The following is a 17,924-nucleotide window of genomic DNA, read 5'->3' as shown; positions in this document are numbered from 1 at the left end:
GCTCTCGGTCATCTGCGTCACCGCCGCTGCCATGGCCGCCGCCGCATCGCTCTGGCTGACCGAGCCGGTCGAGACCTCGCTGGAACGCGACGATACCGTCTCGGCCATCTCGCCGATGCTGTCCGCGCTCTCGCGTATCTGTCGGATCAGCTCCCGCAGTTGGGCCTGCATCTCGTTGATCCGGTACAAGAGGCTGCTGCCGTCGCCCGACTTGAGGGCGATGCCGGTATCCAGCTGGCCCGAGGCGATGCGCTGTACCACGTCCACCGTATAGGCCGGCTCGCCGCCGAGCTGGCGGATCAGGTCGCCGGCGAGCTTGAGCCCCACCAGCAGCATGGCCACCAAGGTGATCGCCACCACCGTGAGCAGGGTCACGCTATTGCGCCAGAAGGCGGCCGACACATCGTCCACATAGATGCCGCTACCCACAATCCAGCCCCAGGGCTCAAAGCCCTTCACGTAGGAGATCTTGGGCACCGGTTTGTCGGCACCCGGCTTGGGCCACAGGTAGTCGACAAAACCCTCGCCCTTGGCCTTCACCACGTTCACGAATTCGACGAACAGGTGCTTGCCGGCCGGGTCCTTGTTCTCGCTCAGGTTCTTGCCGTTCAGCTCAGGCTTGATCGGATGCATGATCATGACGGGCGTCATATCGTTGATCCAGAAGTACTCGCTCTTGTCGTAGCGCAGCGACTGGATTTGCGCCTTGGCCCGTTCCTGCGCCTCGGCGCGGCTCAGCTTGCCGCTTTGCTCGAGTGCATAGTTGGCAACGATAACGCCGTGCGCCACCTCGATCAGATTGCGGGTCTTCTGCTGCCGGTCTTCCATCAGCGTTGCACGCTGGCTGCTAAGGGCGGTCACCGCCACCACCAGCAGACCGACGAGCGCGATCAACACCAGCAGCAGCAATTTGCTGCGCATGCTCATCTGCTTCATTGCCGTCTCCATCCTGTTCTTGTGGTCAAGTCGCTCTCGGGCGCCATCGTCTTTATAGACGGCCCCGGTGCGCCAACCCCAGCTTACAGGCTGTATGGCAGCTTGCTAACCACCCGCGGTAAAACTCACCTCCAGTGTGCCTTCGGCGCCTTCCAGCCATAGCCGCCAGTCACGGCGGCCCTGCACACACAAGGGCAAAACCACCTGGGCGGCCAGTTGGCCGTCTGCCTGGGCCTGCAGCGGTACGGCGATGGGGCCCATATCCATGCCCACCATGCCAAAGCGCGCGGTCAGCGGTGCCTTGCCACCCGCCACTTGCAACTGAAAGGGTTTGAGACCGGAGGGCGTGGCGCTGGCACGGATGGTCACGGCCTGCCCGGCGATCTCCGCACGGCAGGCCTGCGTCAGGTCGGGGCAATTCGCTTGTACCGATGCCCGGGGTGGCGGCTGACGCAACCAACTGGCCAGGCCCAGCAGTGCAGCCAGGCCCAGTAGCGCCAGGCCCAGACCGACTGCAGGCTTCACAGCCAGGCCGCCCTGAGCGAGGCCACACCTTGCGCCCCGGCGGCATGCGCCTCGACCAGATCGCTGAGCTGCAGGCCGCCTATGCCGTAGACCGGGAAGGGCCAGCCCTGCCCCACCAAGACCTCAAAGCCCGCCCAACCCAGGCCAGGTTGTCCAGGGTGGCTGGCGGTGGGCTTGATGCTGCCCAGTACCGCATAGTCGACACCCAGCTTGGCCGCCTGGGCAAGCTCGGCCAGGTTATGGACCGAAGCGCCGCACCAACCCTCGGGGCGAGTCTCGGTCTGCATCAATACATGGGCAGGCAGGTGCGACCCGTCGGCCGGCGTGGCCGCCTGAACGGCCGGGTGACCGTGCAGCAAGAGCTTGGCGCCATGGGCTGCCATACGTGGCTGCACCTTGGCCAGCAAGGCCGCATAGGCAGCGTCGTCCAGGCCCGGCTCACGCAGTACCAACCAGCGCAGGCCCTCAGCCAGCCGGATCTCCAGCTTGGCCAGCCAGGCGGCCTCGCCCAGACCGGCGACGTTGGAGAAAGCCAGTTGCTCAGGTAGCTGCAGGCCTCGCAGGATGGGCGTATTGGCCGGCAGCACCGGCTCCACGCTCAAGGCGCCCGGCTGCTGCCAGGCAAACTGCTGGCCCTCGTGCGGGTGGGGTTCACCCAGCCAGCCAGTGACTTTGAAGAAATTGAGCCGCACATGGGCGTGCGGGTAGGTAAAGGTCTGCACCAGCCAGGGGCGGGCATCGGTCACCGTCACCCCCATCTCCTCATGCAGCTCGCGCGCCAAGGCCTCGGCGGCAGTCTCGCCGGCCTCCAGCTTGCCGCCTGGGAATTCCCACCAGCCGGCATAAGGTTTGCCCTCGGGGCGGGAGCCAAGCAGGAACTGGCCATCGGGCCGGATCAATATCCCGGCCGCCACATGGGTGGTCTTGATTTCACTCACATCGTCTCCAGCGTCAGCTCAGGCCCGCTCGCGGCCGGCCCAGTCCTTGGCAAACTGCCAGGCCACCCGACCGGAACGGGAACCACGGCCCAGCGCCCAGTTCAGCGCAGCACGTTCAATCGTTTCATCCCAGTCGCCTACGCCAAATTCGCGTAACCAGTGCTTCGCCGCGGCCAGGTACTCATCCTGGCTGAAGGGGTAGAAGCTCAGCCACAGACCAAAGCGCTCGGAGAGGCTGATCTTCTCCTCCACCGCATCGGCCGGGTGAATCTCGCCATCCACATGGCGGGTACGGGCGTTTTCGTCGAAGTATTCCGGCAAGAGGTGGCGCCGGTTGGAAGTGGCGTAGATCAGCACATTGGCCGAACGCGCCGCCACGCTGCCATCCAGCACCGACTTCAGTGCCTTATAGCCACCCTCGCCCTCCTCGAAGCTCAGGTCATCGCAAAACAGGATAAAGCGCTCCGGCCGGCCAGCGATCTGCGCCACGATATCGGGCAGGTCGCACAGGTCTTCCTTGTCTACCTCCACCAGCCGCAAACCCTGGCCAACGTATTCGTTGAGCACGGCCTTGATCAGGGACGACTTGCCGGTGCCGCGTGCGCCGGTCAGCAGCACATTGTTGGCCAAACGGCCGGCTACGAACTGGCGGGTATTGCGATCAATCTCGGCCTTCTGCGGCTCGACGTTCTGGATGTCGGAGAGGCGGATCAGCTGCGGTTGGTGCACGGCCTCCAACCAGCCCACGGCGGTACCGAGCGCCACCTTCTTGCGCCAGCGAAAGGCCGGTGCGCTCCAGTCGGGTGCCTGCCCGATGGGCGGCAAGAGGGCTTCCAGACGGTTCAGCAAATTGGCGTAGTCGAACAGGCTCATGCACGTCTCCCTCAGCGGCGCGGCCGGTCCAGCCGGCGTGCCGTAGCCTTGCCGACCAGCCACATGGCCGCGCCGTAGAACAAACCGGCCGAGCCCCAGATGGCCGCATTCCGGAAGACAAACTCCGGGGTCAGCTGCGCCGGCATGGGCAGGCCAAACAGCACCGGCCCTGCCGTAAACAGCACGCACATGGGCAGGCCCCAGCGCAGCAGCCCTACGTCGAGCAGGAACAGCACAAAGCCGCGCTGCTCCAGCTGCCGCCACTGGGCCAGTTTCTCCGCATCAGTCCTGCGTTGCCAGAAAGCCATGGCCCAACCTCGCTTAGCTGCGGTAGTCCGCGTTGATCTTCACATAGTCGTAGGAGAAATCGCAGGTCCACACGGTAGCGTCGACCGCACCGCGGTTCAGCACCACCCGGATCAGGATCTCGGCCTTGTTCATGACACGCTGGCCGTCCTCCTCGCGGTAGGCCGGGTTGCGGCCGCCGCGGGTGGCGACCAGCACGTCGTCCAGATAGAGGTCCAGCTGATCGACGTCGAGGTCGTCAATGCCGGCATAGCCGATGGCCGCCAGGATACGGCCCAGGTTGGGATCGGAGGCAAAGAAGGCGGTCTTCACCAGCGGCGAGCGGCCGATGGCGTAGCCCACGGCCTTGCACTCGGTCTCGTCGCGGCCACCCTCGACCTGTACGGTCATGAACTTGGTGGCGCCTTCGCCATCGCGCACGATGGCCTGTGCCAGGGTCTGCGCCACCTCGGTCACAGCGCCACGCAGGACGGCATAGTCGGCACCGGCGGCATCGGTGATCTCGAGGCCGGACTGGCCGGTGGCGATCAGCATGAAGCTGTCGTTGGTCGAGGTATCGCCATCGATGGTGATGCAGTTGAAGGAGCGGTCGGCAGCGTGCTTGACCAGCGCCTGCAGCAGCGGTTGCGGCAGCTTGGCGTCGCAGGCCAGGTAGCCCAGCATGGTCGCCATATTGGGGTGGATCATGCCGGCGCCCTTGGCAATGCCGGTGATGGTGATGGTCTTGCCGGCGATCACCACCTGCTTGCTGGCCGCCTTGGAGACCACGTCGGTGGTCATGATGGCCTCGGCCGCCTCGGCCCAGTTGGCCGGCGCCAGGTTGGCCACCGCCTGCGGCAACGCGGCCACGATCTTCTCGTGCGGCAGCGGCTCCAGGATCACGCCGGTCGAGAAGGGCAGTATCTGCTCACGTGCCACGCCCATCTCCTGCGCCAGGGCATCGCAAACCTTGAGCGCACGCTCGCGGCCATCCAGGCCGGTGCCGGCATTGGCATTGCCGGTATTCACCACCAGCGCGGCCGGGGTGGCCTGCGCCAGGTGTTCACGGCACAGCTGCACCGGTGCCGCGCAGAAACGGTTCTTGGTGAACACACCCGCCACCGTACTCCCCGCCGCCAACTTCATGACCAAGACGTCCTTGCGGCCGGGTTTCTTGATGCCGGCCGAGCCGATACCCAGCGTAATGCCGGGCACAGGAAACAGGGAGGCGGGGTCAGGGGCAGTCAGGTTGACGGGCATGGGGGGAGTCCTTGGTTGGGAAGCAGAATTGCTGCGCTGCAGAAAAGCCGGATTGTAACCGCCCAGGGGCCTCGTCCATAGACCTGTGGCAAGGGAATTTCACCCTGCTGGCACAAGGGGATGCACGCCCTTGCCCTGCACCGGCCGCAGGCGGCTGGACGGCGCGGTATCATGGCGGCCTGACCACCGCCACTTGCAAGGCATCCCATGTTCACACCCGACACCTACCGCGCCCGGCGCGCTACGCTGGCCCAAGCCGTCGGCAGCGGCCTGATCCTGCTGCTCGGCAATGCCGACAGCCCCATGAACTACGGCGACAATATCTACCACTTCCGCCAGGACTCGAGCTTCCTGTACTACTTCGGCATAGACCTGCCGGGCCTGGCGGCCGTGATCGACGTGGAAGCCGATACCGCCACCCTGTTTGGTGACGATGGCGGCATAGACAGCATCGTCTGGACCGGCCCCCTGCCTACGCTGGCCGAACAGGCTGCCGCCGTGGCGATCAGCCTCACCCAGGGCACGGCCAAGCTCGCCGGCACCGTGGCCAAGGCGCGCGACACCGGCCGCACCGTGCACTACCTGCCGCCCTACCGGGCCGAGCACCGCCTGTGGCTGGCGGAGCTGTTGTCGCTCTACGTCGGCGCGGTGGATGCCGGGGTTTCCGAGCGGCTCACCCAAGCCGTGATCGCGCAGCGCTCGGTCAAGTCCGAGGCTGAGATCGCCGAAATGGAAAACGCGCTCGGCATCGCCCAGCGCATGCACCTTTTGGCCATGCGCAGCAGCCGCCCCGGCATACGCGAGCAGGAAGTGGTCGGGCTCATGGAAGGCCTGGCCGCGAGCCAGGGCCGCGCACTGGCCTACCCCATCATCTTCAGCCGCGATGGTCACATCCTGCACAACCACGGCCACGGCTACACCCTCAAGGCCGGCGATCTGGTGGTCAACGACAGCGGTGCCGAAAGCCCGCTGCACTACGCCAGCGACATTACCCGCACCATCCCGGTCGGCGGTCGCTTCAGCGAGGTGCAGAAGGTGGTCTACCAGGCGGTACTGGATGCGCAGCTTGCCGCCATCAATACCATGCAGCCCGGCACTCCCTACCGCGAGGTGCACGACCTGGCCGCCCGCGTACTGGTCAAGGGCGTGACTGAGCTCGGTCTCTTCCGCGGCCCGGCCGACGAGGTCGTCGAGAGCGGCGCCTATGCCCTCCTCTTCCCCCACGGCCTGGGACACCATATCGGTCTGGATGTGCACGATATGGAAGCGCTCGGCGAAAACCGCGTCGGCTACGGCGAAGGCGTGGAACGCAGCAGCGACTTCGGCCGTCGCTCGCTACGGCTGGGCCGCCCGCTACGCGAGGGTTGGGTGGTGACGGTGGAGCCGGGTGCTTACTTTATCCCCGCGCTGATCGAGCGCTGGGCAGCCGAACAGCGCCACGCCGGGCTGATCGACTACGCCAAGTTCCAAGAGCTGCGTGAGCTCGGCGGCATCCGTATCGAGGACGATGTGCTGGTCACCGCCAGCGGGGCGCGCGTGCTCGGACCCGACATTCCCAAGCGTGTTGCGGAAGTCGAAGCACTGGCCAGCCAGTAAGACCTGTTCCATTGCAGCCCGGCGCCAGCGCCGGCTAGACTGCCCGCCCGGCCGGCACTGCCCGGCCCGGGCGGCGGGCAATGCCGGCCGCACCACAACAACAAGTCCAAGAGGTGTCGTTCCATGCTGCACCGTACCGCCATAGCGCTGGCTATTTGCCTGCTGCTGCCCCCGGCCCTCGCCGATGAAGGCATGTGGACCTTCGACAATCCGCCGCTGAGCCGGCTGGACAAGACCTACGGCTTTCAGCCCAGCGCCGCCTGGCTCGCCCATCTGCAACAGGCAGCGGTCAACTTTGGCGCTTCGTCGTCCTTTGTTTCGCCCGACGGCCTCCTGCTCACCAACCACCACGTGGCCCTGGGCTGCATCGACAAACTCTCCAGCCCGGCGCGCGACCTTGCCCACAACGGCTATGTGGCACACCAGCGCTACGAGGAACTGCGCTGCCCCGGCAGCATGGCGCGCGTGCTGCGCTCCAGCGAGGACGTCACCCAGCAGGTGGTCGAAGCCAGCAAGACCGCCAGCGGTGGCGATGCCGTCACCGCAATGCGCAAGCGTGCCATCGCCAGGCTGGAGGCGGACTGCAAGCAGCAGACCGGCCTTGCCTGCGAGGTGGTGCCGCTCTACAAGGGATCGCTCTACCATCTCTATCGCTACAAGGAATGGGACGACGTCCGCCTGGTATTCGCGCCCGAGTACCAGGCCGCCTTTTTTGGTGGCGATGCCGACAACTTCGTTTACCCGCGCCATGCCCTCGACTTTGCGCTGCTACGGGTCTACGAGAACGGCCAGCCGGTGCGGCCGGTCCACTACCTGAAGCTCGCCAAGCGGCCGGTGGCCGAGGGCGATTTGGTCTTCGTCGCCGGCCACCCCGGTGCCACCGATCGCCTGCTGACCCAGGCCCAGCTCGCCACCCTGCGTGACATCACCCTGCCAATCAAGCTGGCCAGCCTAAAGCGCCAGCAAGCCGAGCTGCATGCCTACTCGCAGCGCTCGCCCGAGGCGGCGCGGCAGGCACTGGACCGCTTGTTCGGCACCGAGAACGGTCTCAAGTCCGGTCTGGGCCAGGAGGCCGCCCTGCTCGACCCCAAGACCACGGCACAGAAGGAGGCGGATGAGCAGCAGTTCCGCACCGCATACCATCAGCAAGGTCTGGCGGGCGACCCATGGGCGGAGGCCGAAGCCGCCAGCAAACGTGAGGCATCCCGGGCCAAGGAACTGTGGGCACTTGGCTACGGCTACCGCACCCTGTTTGAGTATGCCGGCCAGTTGGTCGAACAAGCCTACGAACGGCAACTGCCGGAAAGCGAGCGGCTCAATGCCTACCGCAGCGCAGGTCTGCCCGAGATCGAGCGCCGCCTGCGTGCCAAGGTGCCGTTCTACAAGGACCTGCAGGTTGCCGTACAGGCGGGCTACTTTGCCGAGGCCGAACAGCTGCTCGGCAAGGGCCACAGCTTTGTGCGCACCGTGCTGATGGATGCCACGCCGCAGGAAGCCGCCGAGAAGGCCATCCGCAATAGCAAGCTCGATGACGTGAACGAGCGCATCCGCCTGCTGCAAGGCGGCGTGGCGGCCATCGAGGCCTCGGACGACCCCTTGCTACAACTGGCCCGCAAGGTCTACCCGCTGCGTCGCGAGCTGGTGCGCTACCAGGAAACCCAGATCGAAACGCCAAGCAAGCAGGCCGCCGAACAGCTCGGCCAGGCCCGCTTCGCGCTGTACGGCCGCGAGCTACCACCCGATGCCACCGCCACACTGCGCCTGAGCTACGGCAAGGTTGCCGGCTACCAGGCAGGCGGCATCAGCACACCGTGGAAAACCACCTTCGGCGGCCTGTATGCCCGCGCCGACAGCTTCGATGGCAAACCACCCTTCGATCTGGCCCCCAAGGTCGCCGCCGCGCGCAGCAAGGTGGTACCCAGCACCCCGCTCAACTTCGTGACCACCGCCGACATCATCGGCGGCAATTCCGGCTCGCCAGTGGTGAATCGCGACGGCGAATGGGTGGGTCTGATCTTCGACAGCAATCTGGAGAGTCTGGGTAATCGCTTTGCCTATAGCGATACCACCGCCCGCTCCAGCGCGGTCGACGCCCGTGCCATCCTGCATGCCCTGGAGCGCATCTATGGTGCCCCCGAGCTGGCCAGGGAGCTGCGCGGCGGAAAGTAAGCGACGCCCGTCAACAAAAACGGCAGCCTAGGGCTGCCGTTTTGGGTTACTCACGCAGGGATCAGAATTTGAGTTCAAGTGAGGCCCGTACCACCGTACTGCTGGGGGTGATGGTGTCCTGCACCAAGCGACCGCGGGTATCCACATAACGGCTCTGGGCCAGATTGTCCTGGTGCAAGACATTGGAGAGCGAGACCCTGAGCTGCATCTTGGGGTCGAACTTCCACAGCGCGTAGCCATCCAGCACCCGCTTGGCGCTGTTGTAGCTGTATTGCGCGTCCGACAGACGGACCGAACCGCCGCCCTGGAAGCTGAAGTTGCCACCCACGGTCAGCGGCAGGCTGTCGAGCTTGTAATCCAGCCCCAGGTTGGCGCTGACCGGGGTCTGCGAATCCAGCCGGTTGTTCGGTCCCGGCACCTTGTCCACGGTCGACCAGGCGCGGGTGTAATTGGCCCGAAGGTCGATCGCCGGCGCGGTGGGCATGACCGCCTTGAGCCGGAATTTGGCTTCCAGTTCTATGCCACGGGTGTTGGCGTTGCCCTTGTTGAGTGGCTGGCTGATCCAGCGGCCGTTGACCAAGGAAAGATCGCGCAGGGTCACGTCCGAGATACGGCGCACAAAGGTGCTGGCGCTCAGCAAACCACCCTCGCTGAGGTAGTGCTCGTAAGCAAGATCCAGGCCCCAGGCCAGCTCGGGCTTGAGGTCCGGGTTACCCTGGTAGTCCGGGCTGTTCTGGGTATTGTTGACCGAGATATAACGGCGCGGGATCAGGTTACCGGTATTGGGTGCCTTATAGGTCCGGGTCAGGCCAAAGCGCAGCTGGTCGTTCTTGGTGTCCGGGATCTTCCACAGCACCTGAGCCAGCGGGCTGACCACGCTGGAACGGTTCTGCGCCGAGGGGATGGTGTTGCCCGTGCTGCGGGTATTGAGCCCTTCCCAGCGCAGGCCGGCATAGGCCGACCAGCGCGGGTTGATGGTCCACTCGTCCTGGGCGAACAGCGCGAGGCGGCTCACCTTGGCGACGTAGTCCTCATCGATATTGATGCTGGGCCGGCCGTCGAAGTTCTGGTCGCGCTGGATGCGATCTTCGCCGCGTTCGCTGTATTCGCCATCCCAGCCCACGGCCAGCACATGGTCCTCGAAGCTGGGGCTGGAATACTTGCCGTTCAGGGTGTAGCCCTTGTCCAGCGCACCCGAGGTTACGGTACGGCGCAGGCCCTGCTGCATATTCTGGTCATAGCCCAGTAGCACAACCTCGGAGCGGCGCTTGTTGAAGTTCACACCGAACTTGGTATCGAGCTTGCCGTCGTTGGCGAGCTTGTGCACCCAGTTGAGATTGCTGCGCAGCATCTCCCAATGCACATCGATATGGGTGTCGTTATTGGGGTAGGCCGGCTGATCGCCCAGCTCGGTCACCGCCCGCTCGAATACGCCGCTCTTGTACTGGTTGACGCTGGCAAAGCTCTGCGAGGTCAGTGTCTCGCCCTCGCCGAACTTCCAGTTCAACCGTGGTGCCAGGTTGATCGAGTTGTAGTGGTCGTCGCGCGTGGTATTGGTGTAGCGCAGCTGCGTCGCGGTCTGGCCGTCATCGCTACGATCTACCGTGGTCAGCGGCCGATCCGCCCGGTTCAGGATCAGATTGGCTGCAAGGCTGTAGGAGAAGTTGCCGTCTCGGTCCGACCATTGGCCGTTTACGCTGGGCGAATAACGGTCGCTCTCCTCGGCCAGATTGAGCTTGAGCTCCTTCTGGGCGGTATGCACAGCCTTCTTGAGTACGATATTGATTGCCCCGGCAATGGCCTGGGTACTGAATTCCGCAGTGGCGGCACGCATGACCTCGATGCGCTCGATCAACTCGGGCGAGACCGAGTCCAGCGAGAAGCCCGGAGGTGCCGGCTCGCCATTGAGCAGTATCTGGGTGTAGCCGCTACCCAGCCCCCGCATGCGGATCTCGCCACCACGGCCCTGCACGCCGCCTATGGTCACGCCCGGCAGGCGCTTGAGCACATCGGCCAGGGTGCTGTCGCCATAACGGACGATCTCCTCACGGGTCACCACCACCTTGGCGGCAGTGGACAGGCGCCGCTCGTCGGTAGCCTGGCTGCCCCGCACATTGATCTTGTCGTCGGCAGGCGGTGCAGCCGGTGCCGGTTTGACATCGTCAGCGTAGGCCTGCAAGGCGCAGGCGACCAGCAGGAGAAGCCGGCAAGGGCGGAAAGCAAGGTGTTTCAAAGGCATGGGCAGCAATAGGCGGGAAATAGAAAAACGCGCGAGCATGCCACGATAGCGTGTCGCGCGTGGTATCGGATCGGGCCGGCGTTGCATACGCACAACCCGGCCATTCAACGCAGCAAGGCAGGCGAGCGCTTGGAAGGCAAGGACTTGGCGCTGACCTGCACGCTGACCGGCACCGCGTCGTCCACCACCTCCAACGCCATGCTGTCCAGCCAGACCCGGCCCCGACCATTCAGCAGTACCCCGTAGGAGAGTCGTTCAGCATCGGCCGGGATATCCAGCACCACACTGTAGCGGGTCCAGTCACGACTGCCCTGCAGCTTCAGGTCCTGGCTGTTGTAGAAGGCGCTAGCGAATTCGTCCGGGCTGTCCGCGCGCATCCACAACCCGGTCCTGCCCGTCACGTCGCGGTAGCGCAGCCAGCCGCTCAGGCGCACCCGCTTGCCGGCATAGTCGGCTGGGTCAAATTCCGTCATCAGGGTGCCAAAGCCATCCCCCTTGCCCCGGATATGCTGCAAGGAACCGGCACCATGGCCGGACAAGGTATTCCGGGTATCAAGATCGATCTGGTACTCAAGGCTGCGGCTGCCGGCCAGCAGCCAATCGGCGGGCAGGCTGGCGGCCTTGGCTAGCGGGGTAGCGAGACTACCGGCCAACACCAGCAGGCTCAGGGTACGCGGGGACAATAGGGCGAGATACATGGTTTTCCTCCTCTTCTGTTTTCACGGCGCGGCCTATCCGCTGCCGGCGCCAATCTAGGGCGCGCCGTTTTACAAAACCATGGCCTGCGTCGTATCCTGTGTCACGGTCGGCAGTTCACCCAGGCGTCGCCGTCCCTCTCGGGACACGCTAAACCTGCCAGGCAATCTCTTCCTCGCGCCCGCTCCAAGGAGCTACGGCGTTGCTTGGCTCGAACCTCGAGTGCCAAGCCAGAACGGCGACCATGGCATACCCTCTGCGGTAGGCACGACGACAAGGATTCGACCATGTCCCGTCCCGTTTTTCCGTTTCACGCCGCCGATATCTCCCTGCTTGCCCGTTCGCTCTGTAAGCAATGGCAGGAAGAAACCACGCATCCCGGCCATGTGCAGATGCTCAATATGCTGGCGCGCGCCATCGGCTTTCAGAACTTCCAGCACTTCCGCGACCAGACCGAGGCCATCGCGCCATTAAACGAGGCGCCCAGCCCGGCCGAGCCGGATGATGCCGCCCAGCGTGCCGCCACCACCCAGGCCGGCACCGTCAACGCCAACCGACTGCTACGCCACTTCGACCAGCAGGGCCGGTTGCAACGTTGGCCAGGCAAATTCTCCGAGCAACTACCGGTGCTATGGACCTTGTGGGCACGCATCCCGGCCCGCCGCGACCTGAGCGAGCGCGAGGTCAACGACTACATCCGCTTGGGGGAGAGCCTGGGCGACCATGTGCTGCTGCGGCGCGAGCTGGTGAACTACAAGCTGCTATCCCGCACCCTCGACGGACGCGTCTATCGGCGCCTGGAACAACCCCTGCCGCCGGAGCTGCTGGAACTGGTGCGTACCGTGCTCGGCCGGAGCGCGGCATGACGCCGATGGCCCTGCAGTCCGCCACCCCACGGATACGCCCCATGCCCATCGAACTCAAACCCTACGACCCCACCCAGGCCGAGCAGCTGGCCAGGTGGCACGACCAACAGCCCGGCTACGAGGCCGAGCTGGGCGAGACTGTCCCGCTGGCCGATGCCGCTCGCGGCAACGGCCGACAGGCCCTCGTCGCCTGGCAGGGCGGTACCCTGCTGGGCTACGTCGGCTGGGTGCTGCTAGGGGTGCCGCAAGATGGTTGCGCCTATGGCTCACCCCTGGTCGCGAGCGATATCCGCGCCGCCACGCTGCTGGTCGATGCGGTCCGCCGGGCCTGCCGGCAAGCCGGCGCGAGCCGCCTGCGCATCAGCGCCCGCCAGGTCGAGCGCACCAAGCGGCAGGCGCTGGAGGCGGCAGGCTTCACACCCTTGTTCGACTTCGTCCACCTGGAGGCAAGCCTGCCATTGGGTGGCCTTGCCGAGCTGCCCAACGGTCTTCGCAGCGTGCCCTTTCGCGAGATCGACTGGAGCAAGGCGCAGGCCTGTTATGCCGAAACCTTTGCGGGGGTGCCCAATGCACCGACGCCGGAGGTCGATGTCATGCAGGAAGAGTGGTCGCAGGCCGACTGGCGGGCCAGCTGCGTACTAGCGGACGACGTGGGTGATTACCAGGCCTTCCTCCTGGTAACCGACGGCGAGGTGGATGCGGTCGGGGTCCGCGCGGGCTGGCGCGGCCGCGAACTGGCCGCCATCCTCTACCGCCGCGCCGGCCCGGCCCTGTTGGCACAGGGAATCACCACGCTACGCAGCATGGTGGCCAGCACCAACCACGCCTCACTAGGCCTGCATCGCAAGCTCGGCTTTTGCGAGCACATGCCCGCCTGGACAGTGTACGAGGCGCACCTCTAGACGCTTGATCCGAGCGCCACGAGCGCAGCGAGGTTCCCCGCCGACGGAGCGGCTGCCAGCGTTCTTGGCGCTTTAGCGCCTAGAATCTGTGCGTGCAAAGCTGCGGAGGGGTGGGATTCAATCAGGGTGAGCCGCAGTGTCAGGCTTCACCGACGATGAGCGCCCGGGTTCCCCGGGCGCCTGAACTGAAGTGTGTCCCTAAGCAAATCTAATTAGCTGACTAAGCGAGCGGCAAGCTGACCTCGACCTGGCAGCCTACCCCTTGCGGCCCGGCCTCGATGCGTACCAGCCCGCCATGCCGTTCGACGATCTCGCGCACGATGGAGAGCCCCAGCCCGGCGCCCTCCGCCGGCAGGTTGTCACCGCGGAAGAAGCGCTGGAACACCTGTTCGCGCAAGGCCTCCGGGATGCCCGGCCCGTTGTCCGACACGCTCAAGAGCCAGGCGCCCGGCTGGCGGTGCAGGGCCACAGTCACCCAGCTGCCGCTGGGGCAATAGCGGCAGGCATTGTCGATCAGATTGCCCAGCATCTCCTGCAAGAGACCGGGGTTGCCCTTGAAGCCGCGTGCCTCTTCCTCGCCCTCGTAACCGAGGTCTATACCGCGCGCCAGAGCCGCCGGCACCATGCGCTCGGTGGTGACGCGCGCCAGTGCCGCCAAGTCCAGCGTTTGATGACCGGCCGCAACGGCGAGACCAGATTCAGCCCGAGCCAGCGACAGCAACTGTTCGGCCGTGTGGCTGGCACGTAGCGCACTCTGCTCGATCTCGCCCAGCACGTTATGGGCGCTGACGATGCGCTCGTCCTTGAGCGCCAGCTGAGCCTGCAGCCGCAAGGCGGCCAAAGGAGTCCGCAGCTGGTGCGCCGCATTGGCGGTAAAGCGCCGCTGCATGCCGATCGCCTCATCCAACCGCGCCATCAGAAGGTTGATGGCGTGGATCAGACCACGTACCTCGCGCGGTGCTACGCCAGGTTCGAGCGGCGCCAGGTTCTCCATGGAACGGCGGGCGGCCTCGGCCTCCAGCGCCGCCAGTGGCGCCAGACCGCTGGCAATGCCGCGCCAGAGTATGCCCACGCTGACCACCATCAGGACACCCATCAGCGCGATCAAACCGAACAGCACATCGCGGATCAGGGTATCGCGCTTGTGGCGGGTCTCACCGACCTCGATCAATACCCGTTCGCCACCCGACAGCGTGGGGGCAATACGGATCAGGCGCAGCCGGCCCAGCGCCGAGGAGAGGTCGCGGTACTGTGCCTGTGCACCCTGCGGCAGTTCGATCAGCGTAGGCTGGGGCAGCCCATGCTGGCCAAGCAGGCGGTCGTGCTCCAAATCGGTAACCCGGTAGACGATCTGGTCGGACTGGTCGGTCAGGAGCACCCGCTGGGCGGAGTCCGGCAAGTCCAGGTGCGCCAGACCATCCCGCCACACCACCTGCTGCGCCAAGCTGGTAGCGAGGTCCAAAAGCGCCCGGTCGTAGGCCAGGTTGGCATAGCGTTCCGCCAGGGCGTAACCCACCCCGGCTCCGACCAGGGCGATGATGCTCAACGCCGCCACCAGGCGGCTGGTCAGGGTGCGCCGTAAGGACCGCTCAACCGCCATCGGCCTCTTCCCGCAACAGATAGCCCACGCCACGCACCGTCAGGATGGCAAGGCCCGCTGGCGCCAGCTTGCGGCGCATACGGTGGATATAGACCTCGACCATATTCTCTCCGGCAGCGAGGTCGGCGTCGCCCATGCGCCAGGCCAGGCTTTCTTTGTTCACCACCTTGCCCGCCTGCTGCAGCAATGATTCGAGCAGGATCAGGTCCTTGGGCGAGAGCGAGAGTGCCGTGCCGTCGACCAGTGCCTGGCGGCTCTCCCAGTGCCACTCCAACCGGCCAAAACAGGTCACGGCTCCATGGCCGCGCCGCAGCAGGGCGCGTACCCGCGCTTCGAATTCCGCCAGGTCAAAGGGTTTGGGCAGGTAGTCATCCGCGCCGCTATTGAGGCCGGTAATACGGTCCTCGGTGCGGTCACGGGCACTCAATATCAATACCGGCAGCTGCCGGCGACGGGCGCGCAGGCGGCGCAGCACTTCCAGCCCATCGAGCCGAGGCAGCCCCAGGTCCAGCACCACCAGGTCGAACTGCTCGGCGGCCAAGAGCGTATCGGCGTGCTCGCCGTCACCGACCACCTGGGCCAGATAGCCCATGCCGACGATGGCCTGCTCCAGGCCCCGTTGCAGCGCGGAGTCGTCCTCCACGATCAGGATACGCATCGTCTTTTTCAGTCCTCTTTAAGCTTGGCTTCCTAAGATGTGAGCCATGATCACCATTACCATCCCGGTTTAAACGATGTACCTGAAGCCGTCCTTAAATAGCGCCGAAAAGCGCTGCCTGCTGTTGCACGGCCTGATCAGCAGTGCCGCCGAGTTCTCCACGCTCAAGGCACCGCTGGCCAATGGCGGCATTACGCTGCAAACACCCAGCCTTGCCGGCTACAGCCATAGCCCGCGCCTCAAGCCAGTCCGCTGGCAGGACTGGCTGGCCCAGGCAGAAGCCGAGCTGCTCATTGCCAGCCAGGATGGTCCGGTGGCCGTCGGTGGCCTGTGCATCGGCGCCCTCTTGGCGCTGGAACTGGCCGTGCGCCACCCGGACAAGGTCAACCGCCTGGTGCTGCTCTCGCCCACCCTCTACTACGACGGCTGGGGCCTGTCGCGCTGGCGCCGGCTGCGCCATATCGGCTACCTGCCGGGTCTGCGCCGCTGGATCGGTGCCCATGAGCGCGAACCCTACGGTGTCAAGAACCCGCAGATCCGCAAGTGGATCGCCCGCGAGCTGGAAAAGCAAGCCTGCTCGGCCGCCGGAGCCGCCAAGCTGCCACTGTGGGCCATCCACGAGGCCGAAAAGCTGATCGCCCACACCAAGCGCCAGCTCTCCAAGGTCAAGGCCCCGGCCCTGATCCTGCACGCCCGCGAGGACGAAGTCACCAGCCTCAAGAGCGCCCACCACCTGGTCGATGCGCTGCCGAGCAGCCGTCTGGTGGTACTGGAGAACAGCTACCACATGGTCACGCTCGACAACGACCGCCATCTGGTCCAGCGCGAGATCGCCGCATTCCTGCACCACGCCGTGCCCAGCAGGGCCGCCGTGGCGCCTCAACCCACACCTGTCCATCTGGAAGGAGCTGAACCATGTCTGCAACCCTGAATACCCTGCAGGACCTGATCGTCGAGAAATACGGCGTAGACCGCGCCGAGCTGCGCCCCGAGCGCGCCCTGAGCGAGTACGGCCTCGATTCGCTGAGCCAGGTCGAACTGCTGTTCAGCGTAGAAGAAGCCTTCAATATCAGCATCTCCGACGAACATGCCCATGTCGACAACCTGGGTGCGCTCGCCACCCTGGTCGACCAACTCGTTGCCGAGGCGACCCCGGCATGAGGCACGCGGTCGCGGTCACCGGTATCGGCCTGATCAGCCCCCTGGGAGACGACCATGGCCAGGTCTTTGAGTGGCTGATGGCCGGTCAGTCCGGCATCCGCCGCCTGCCCGAGGCGCTGGAGAACGGCGTGCCGACCGCGGCCGGCCTGTGCGATTTCACGCCTGAGCGCTGGTTCACCAAGCTGCAGCTTGCGGGCGTGGACCGCGTCAGCCAGATGGCGGTTGCCGCCGCCGAGCTGGCCCTGGCCGATGCCGGCCTCGCCAAGGCCGACATTGCCGATGCCGGCGTCTACGTCGGTTGCGGCATGGGTGGCGCGCAGGCGCTGGAGACCGCCTACGCCAGCCATTACTCGACCCGCCCGCGGGTCTCGCCACTGAGCGTGGTGGCCAGCATGAGCAATGCGCCGGCTGCCCACGTCGCCATGCGGTTCTCGCTTACCGGCCGGGTAATGACCTACTCCATGGCCTGCGCCTCCTCGGCGGTCGCCATCGGCGAGGCTGCCCGCAGCATCCGCCATCGCGAAGCCACCTTTGCCATCGCCGGTGGTGCCGAAGCCCTGCTGGTGCCCGGCGTGATCCGCGCCTGGCAGAGCATGCAGACCCTGGCCACACCCGACCTGGAACGCCCGCACACGGCCTGCCGCCCCTTCTCCAGCCAGCGTAGCGGCCTGGTATTGGGTGAAGGCAGCGCCTTTCTGATCCTGGAAGAGCTGGAACACGCCCGGGCACGCGGTGCCACCGTCTACGCCGAGCTGAGCGGCTACGGCATGAGCTGCGACGCCAGCCACCTGACCCGCCCCGACCCGGCCGGCCAGGCACGGGCGCTACGCATGGCGCTGAACGACGCAGGCCTCTACCCGGCCGATGTGGGCTACTGCAATGCCCACGGCACTGCGACCCAGGTCGGTGACCCGACCGAGTGCGCCGCGCTCAAGGAAGTCTGGGGTGACGATCTACACCGGCTGCGGGTCAGCTCCACCAAGTCCATGCACGGCCACTTGCTCGGCGCGGCCGGTGCTTTGGAAGCCGCCATCACGGTGCTGGCCCTGCACCACAAGCAGATGCCACCCACCGCTCACTGCGAAGCACCAGACCCTGAATGCGACGTGCCGCTGATCCGCGACCGCAGCGTGGCCACCCCCATGCTGGAGGCGGCCATCAGCAATTCTTTCGCCTTTGGTGGCAATAACGCCGTATTGGCCTTCAAGAGCGCCAACTAA

Annotated in this window: 17 protein-coding genes; 7 read left to right on the top strand and 10 right to left on the bottom strand. The window is 65.6% G+C overall.

Annotated elements, in window-relative coordinates; translation table 11 throughout:
* From VIM95_RS18265 to argJ, 6 genes are all read right to left on the bottom strand, one after another.
* Nucleotides 1–936 (bottom strand): methyl-accepting chemotaxis protein (locus tag VIM95_RS18265; RefSeq protein ID WP_331988591.1); only part of this gene is annotated, 936 nt, incomplete at its 3' end.
* A 105-nt stretch (nucleotides 937–1,041) separates the two neighbouring features.
* Nucleotides 1,042–1,461: a hypothetical protein gene (locus VIM95_RS18260; protein ID WP_331988589.1), complete on the bottom strand. Its 420-nt coding sequence runs from the start codon at nucleotides 1,459–1,461 to the stop codon at nucleotides 1,042–1,044.
* Complete coding sequence (locus VIM95_RS18255; RefSeq protein ID WP_331988587.1) at nucleotides 1,458–2,399, bottom strand: Nudix family hydrolase; 942 nt, start codon at nucleotides 2,397–2,399, stop codon at nucleotides 1,458–1,460. The genes VIM95_RS18260 and VIM95_RS18255 overlap by 4 nt, the downstream gene beginning before the upstream one ends.
* Nucleotides 2,400–2,417: 18 nt before the next feature.
* Nucleotides 2,418–3,272: an ATP-binding protein gene (locus VIM95_RS18250; protein ID WP_331988585.1), complete on the bottom strand. Its 855-nt coding sequence runs from the start codon at nucleotides 3,270–3,272 to the stop codon at nucleotides 2,418–2,420.
* Nucleotides 3,273–3,283: 11 nt separating this feature from the next.
* The gene (locus VIM95_RS18245; RefSeq protein ID WP_331988583.1) at nucleotides 3,284–3,580 is read right to left on the bottom strand and encodes a hypothetical protein; all 297 of its coding nucleotides are present in this window, start codon (nucleotides 3,578–3,580) and stop codon (nucleotides 3,284–3,286) included.
* A 13-nt stretch (nucleotides 3,581–3,593) separates the two neighbouring features.
* Nucleotides 3,594–4,817 carry a bifunctional glutamate N-acetyltransferase/amino-acid acetyltransferase ArgJ gene (argJ, locus tag VIM95_RS18240; protein WP_331988581.1) on the bottom strand — a complete coding sequence of 408 codons (1,224 nt, stop codon included), beginning with the start codon at nucleotides 4,815–4,817 and terminating at the stop codon, nucleotides 3,594–3,596.
* 207 nt (nucleotides 4,818–5,024) lie between these two features.
* Between argJ and VIM95_RS18235 the strand changes: the two genes are divergently transcribed.
* Together VIM95_RS18235 and VIM95_RS18230 are read left to right on the top strand one after the other, a co-directional pair.
* Complete coding sequence (locus tag VIM95_RS18235; protein WP_331988579.1) at nucleotides 5,025–6,413, top strand: aminopeptidase P family protein; 1,389 nt, start codon at nucleotides 5,025–5,027, stop codon at nucleotides 6,411–6,413.
* A gap of 123 nt (nucleotides 6,414–6,536) precedes the next feature.
* Nucleotides 6,537–8,582 carry a S46 family peptidase gene (locus tag VIM95_RS18230; RefSeq protein ID WP_331988577.1) on the top strand — a complete coding sequence of 682 codons (2,046 nt, stop codon included), beginning with the start codon at nucleotides 6,537–6,539 and terminating at the stop codon, nucleotides 8,580–8,582.
* A 61-nt stretch (nucleotides 8,583–8,643) separates the two neighbouring features.
* Here the strand turns inward: VIM95_RS18230 and VIM95_RS18225 are convergent, their stop codons facing one another.
* Nucleotides 8,644–10,821: a TonB-dependent receptor gene (locus VIM95_RS18225; RefSeq protein WP_331988575.1), complete on the bottom strand. Its 2,178-nt coding sequence runs from the start codon at nucleotides 10,819–10,821 to the stop codon at nucleotides 8,644–8,646.
* A gap of 104 nt (nucleotides 10,822–10,925) precedes the next feature.
* A complete protein-coding gene (locus tag VIM95_RS18220) occupies nucleotides 10,926–11,519 on the bottom strand; it encodes a hypothetical protein (protein ID WP_331988573.1) in 594 nt (197 codons plus the stop codon).
* A gap of 285 nt (nucleotides 11,520–11,804) precedes the next feature.
* Between VIM95_RS18220 and VIM95_RS18215 the strand changes: the two genes are divergently transcribed.
* Both VIM95_RS18215 and VIM95_RS18210 read left to right on the top strand, forming a co-directional pair.
* The gene (locus VIM95_RS18215) at nucleotides 11,805–12,383 is read left to right on the top strand and encodes a DUF2087 domain-containing protein (RefSeq protein ID WP_331988571.1); all 579 of its coding nucleotides are present in this window, start codon (nucleotides 11,805–11,807) and stop codon (nucleotides 12,381–12,383) included.
* Nucleotides 12,380–13,285 (top strand): GNAT family N-acetyltransferase, encoded by a 906-nt coding sequence (locus VIM95_RS18210; protein WP_331988569.1) that lies wholly within the window; start codon nucleotides 12,380–12,382, stop codon nucleotides 13,283–13,285. Before VIM95_RS18215 ends, VIM95_RS18210 begins: the two co-directional genes overlap by 4 nt.
* Before the next feature lie 220 nt (nucleotides 13,286–13,505).
* Here VIM95_RS18210 and VIM95_RS18205 read toward each other — a convergent pair whose 3' ends face one another.
* Together VIM95_RS18205 and VIM95_RS18200 are read right to left on the bottom strand one after the other, a co-directional pair.
* Complete coding sequence (locus VIM95_RS18205) at nucleotides 13,506–14,885, bottom strand: sensor histidine kinase (protein ID WP_331988567.1); 1,380 nt, start codon at nucleotides 14,883–14,885, stop codon at nucleotides 13,506–13,508.
* Nucleotides 14,875–15,543 (bottom strand): response regulator, encoded by a 669-nt coding sequence (locus VIM95_RS18200; protein WP_331988565.1) that lies wholly within the window; start codon nucleotides 15,541–15,543, stop codon nucleotides 14,875–14,877. Before VIM95_RS18200 ends, VIM95_RS18205 begins: the two co-directional genes overlap by 11 nt.
* A 76-nt stretch (nucleotides 15,544–15,619) precedes the next feature.
* Between VIM95_RS18200 and VIM95_RS18195 the strand changes: the two genes are divergently transcribed.
* The 3 genes from VIM95_RS18195 to VIM95_RS18185 are packed head-to-tail and all read left to right on the top strand — an operon-like array spanning nucleotide 15,620 to nucleotide 17,924.
* Nucleotides 15,620–16,474, top strand: coding sequence for an alpha/beta hydrolase (locus tag VIM95_RS18195; protein ID WP_331988563.1), 855 nt, complete (start codon nucleotides 15,620–15,622; stop codon nucleotides 16,472–16,474).
* Nucleotides 16,459–16,704, top strand: a complete 246-nt coding sequence (locus tag VIM95_RS18190) for an acyl carrier protein (protein WP_331988561.1) — start codon at nucleotides 16,459–16,461, stop codon at nucleotides 16,702–16,704. Before VIM95_RS18195 ends, VIM95_RS18190 begins: the two co-directional genes overlap by 16 nt.
* Complete coding sequence (locus VIM95_RS18185) at nucleotides 16,701–17,924, top strand: beta-ketoacyl-[acyl-carrier-protein] synthase family protein (protein WP_331988559.1); 1,224 nt, start codon at nucleotides 16,701–16,703, stop codon at nucleotides 17,922–17,924. Before VIM95_RS18190 ends, VIM95_RS18185 begins: the two co-directional genes overlap by 4 nt.

It is taken from the genome of Chitinimonas sp. (assembly GCF_036568685.1).
GTDB lineage: Bacteria > Pseudomonadota > Gammaproteobacteria > Burkholderiales > Chitinimonadaceae > Chitinimonas.
The sequence above is the reverse complement of the archived record's forward strand: the minus strand, read 5'-3'. Positions and strand labels throughout refer to the sequence as shown.

Excerpts from the sequence above, each read along its gene's own strand:
- VIM95_RS18250 (WP_331988585.1), bottom strand. The coding sequence starts at position 3,272 with ATGAGCCTGTTCGACTACGCCAATTTGCTGAACCGTCTGGAAGCCCTC.
- VIM95_RS18245 (WP_331988583.1), bottom strand. The coding sequence starts at position 3,580 with ATGGCTTTCTGGCAACGCAGGACTGATGCGGAGAAACTGGCCCAGTGG.
- argJ (WP_331988581.1), bottom strand. The coding sequence starts at position 4,817 with ATGCCCGTCAACCTGACTGCCCCTGACCCCGCCTCCCTGTTTCCTGTG.
- VIM95_RS18235 (WP_331988579.1), top strand. The coding sequence starts at position 5,025 with ATGTTCACACCCGACACCTACCGCGCCCGGCGCGCTACGCTGGCCCAA.
- VIM95_RS18230 (WP_331988577.1), top strand. The coding sequence starts at position 6,537 with ATGCTGCACCGTACCGCCATAGCGCTGGCTATTTGCCTGCTGCTGCCC.
- VIM95_RS18225 (WP_331988575.1), bottom strand. The coding sequence starts at position 10,821 with ATGCCTTTGAAACACCTTGCTTTCCGCCCTTGCCGGCTTCTCCTGCTG.
- VIM95_RS18220 (WP_331988573.1), bottom strand. The coding sequence starts at position 11,519 with ATGTATCTCGCCCTATTGTCCCCGCGTACCCTGAGCCTGCTGGTGTTG.
- VIM95_RS18215 (WP_331988571.1), top strand. The coding sequence starts at position 11,805 with ATGTCCCGTCCCGTTTTTCCGTTTCACGCCGCCGATATCTCCCTGCTT.
- VIM95_RS18210 (WP_331988569.1), top strand. The coding sequence starts at position 12,380 with ATGACGCCGATGGCCCTGCAGTCCGCCACCCCACGGATACGCCCCATG.
- VIM95_RS18205 (WP_331988567.1), bottom strand. The coding sequence starts at position 14,885 with ATGGCGGTTGAGCGGTCCTTACGGCGCACCCTGACCAGCCGCCTGGTG.
- VIM95_RS18200 (WP_331988565.1), bottom strand. The coding sequence starts at position 15,543 with ATGCGTATCCTGATCGTGGAGGACGACTCCGCGCTGCAACGGGGCCTG.
- VIM95_RS18195 (WP_331988563.1), top strand. The coding sequence starts at position 15,620 with ATGTACCTGAAGCCGTCCTTAAATAGCGCCGAAAAGCGCTGCCTGCTG.
- VIM95_RS18190 (WP_331988561.1), top strand. The coding sequence starts at position 16,459 with ATGTCTGCAACCCTGAATACCCTGCAGGACCTGATCGTCGAGAAATAC.
- VIM95_RS18185 (WP_331988559.1), top strand. The coding sequence starts at position 16,701 with ATGAGGCACGCGGTCGCGGTCACCGGTATCGGCCTGATCAGCCCCCTG.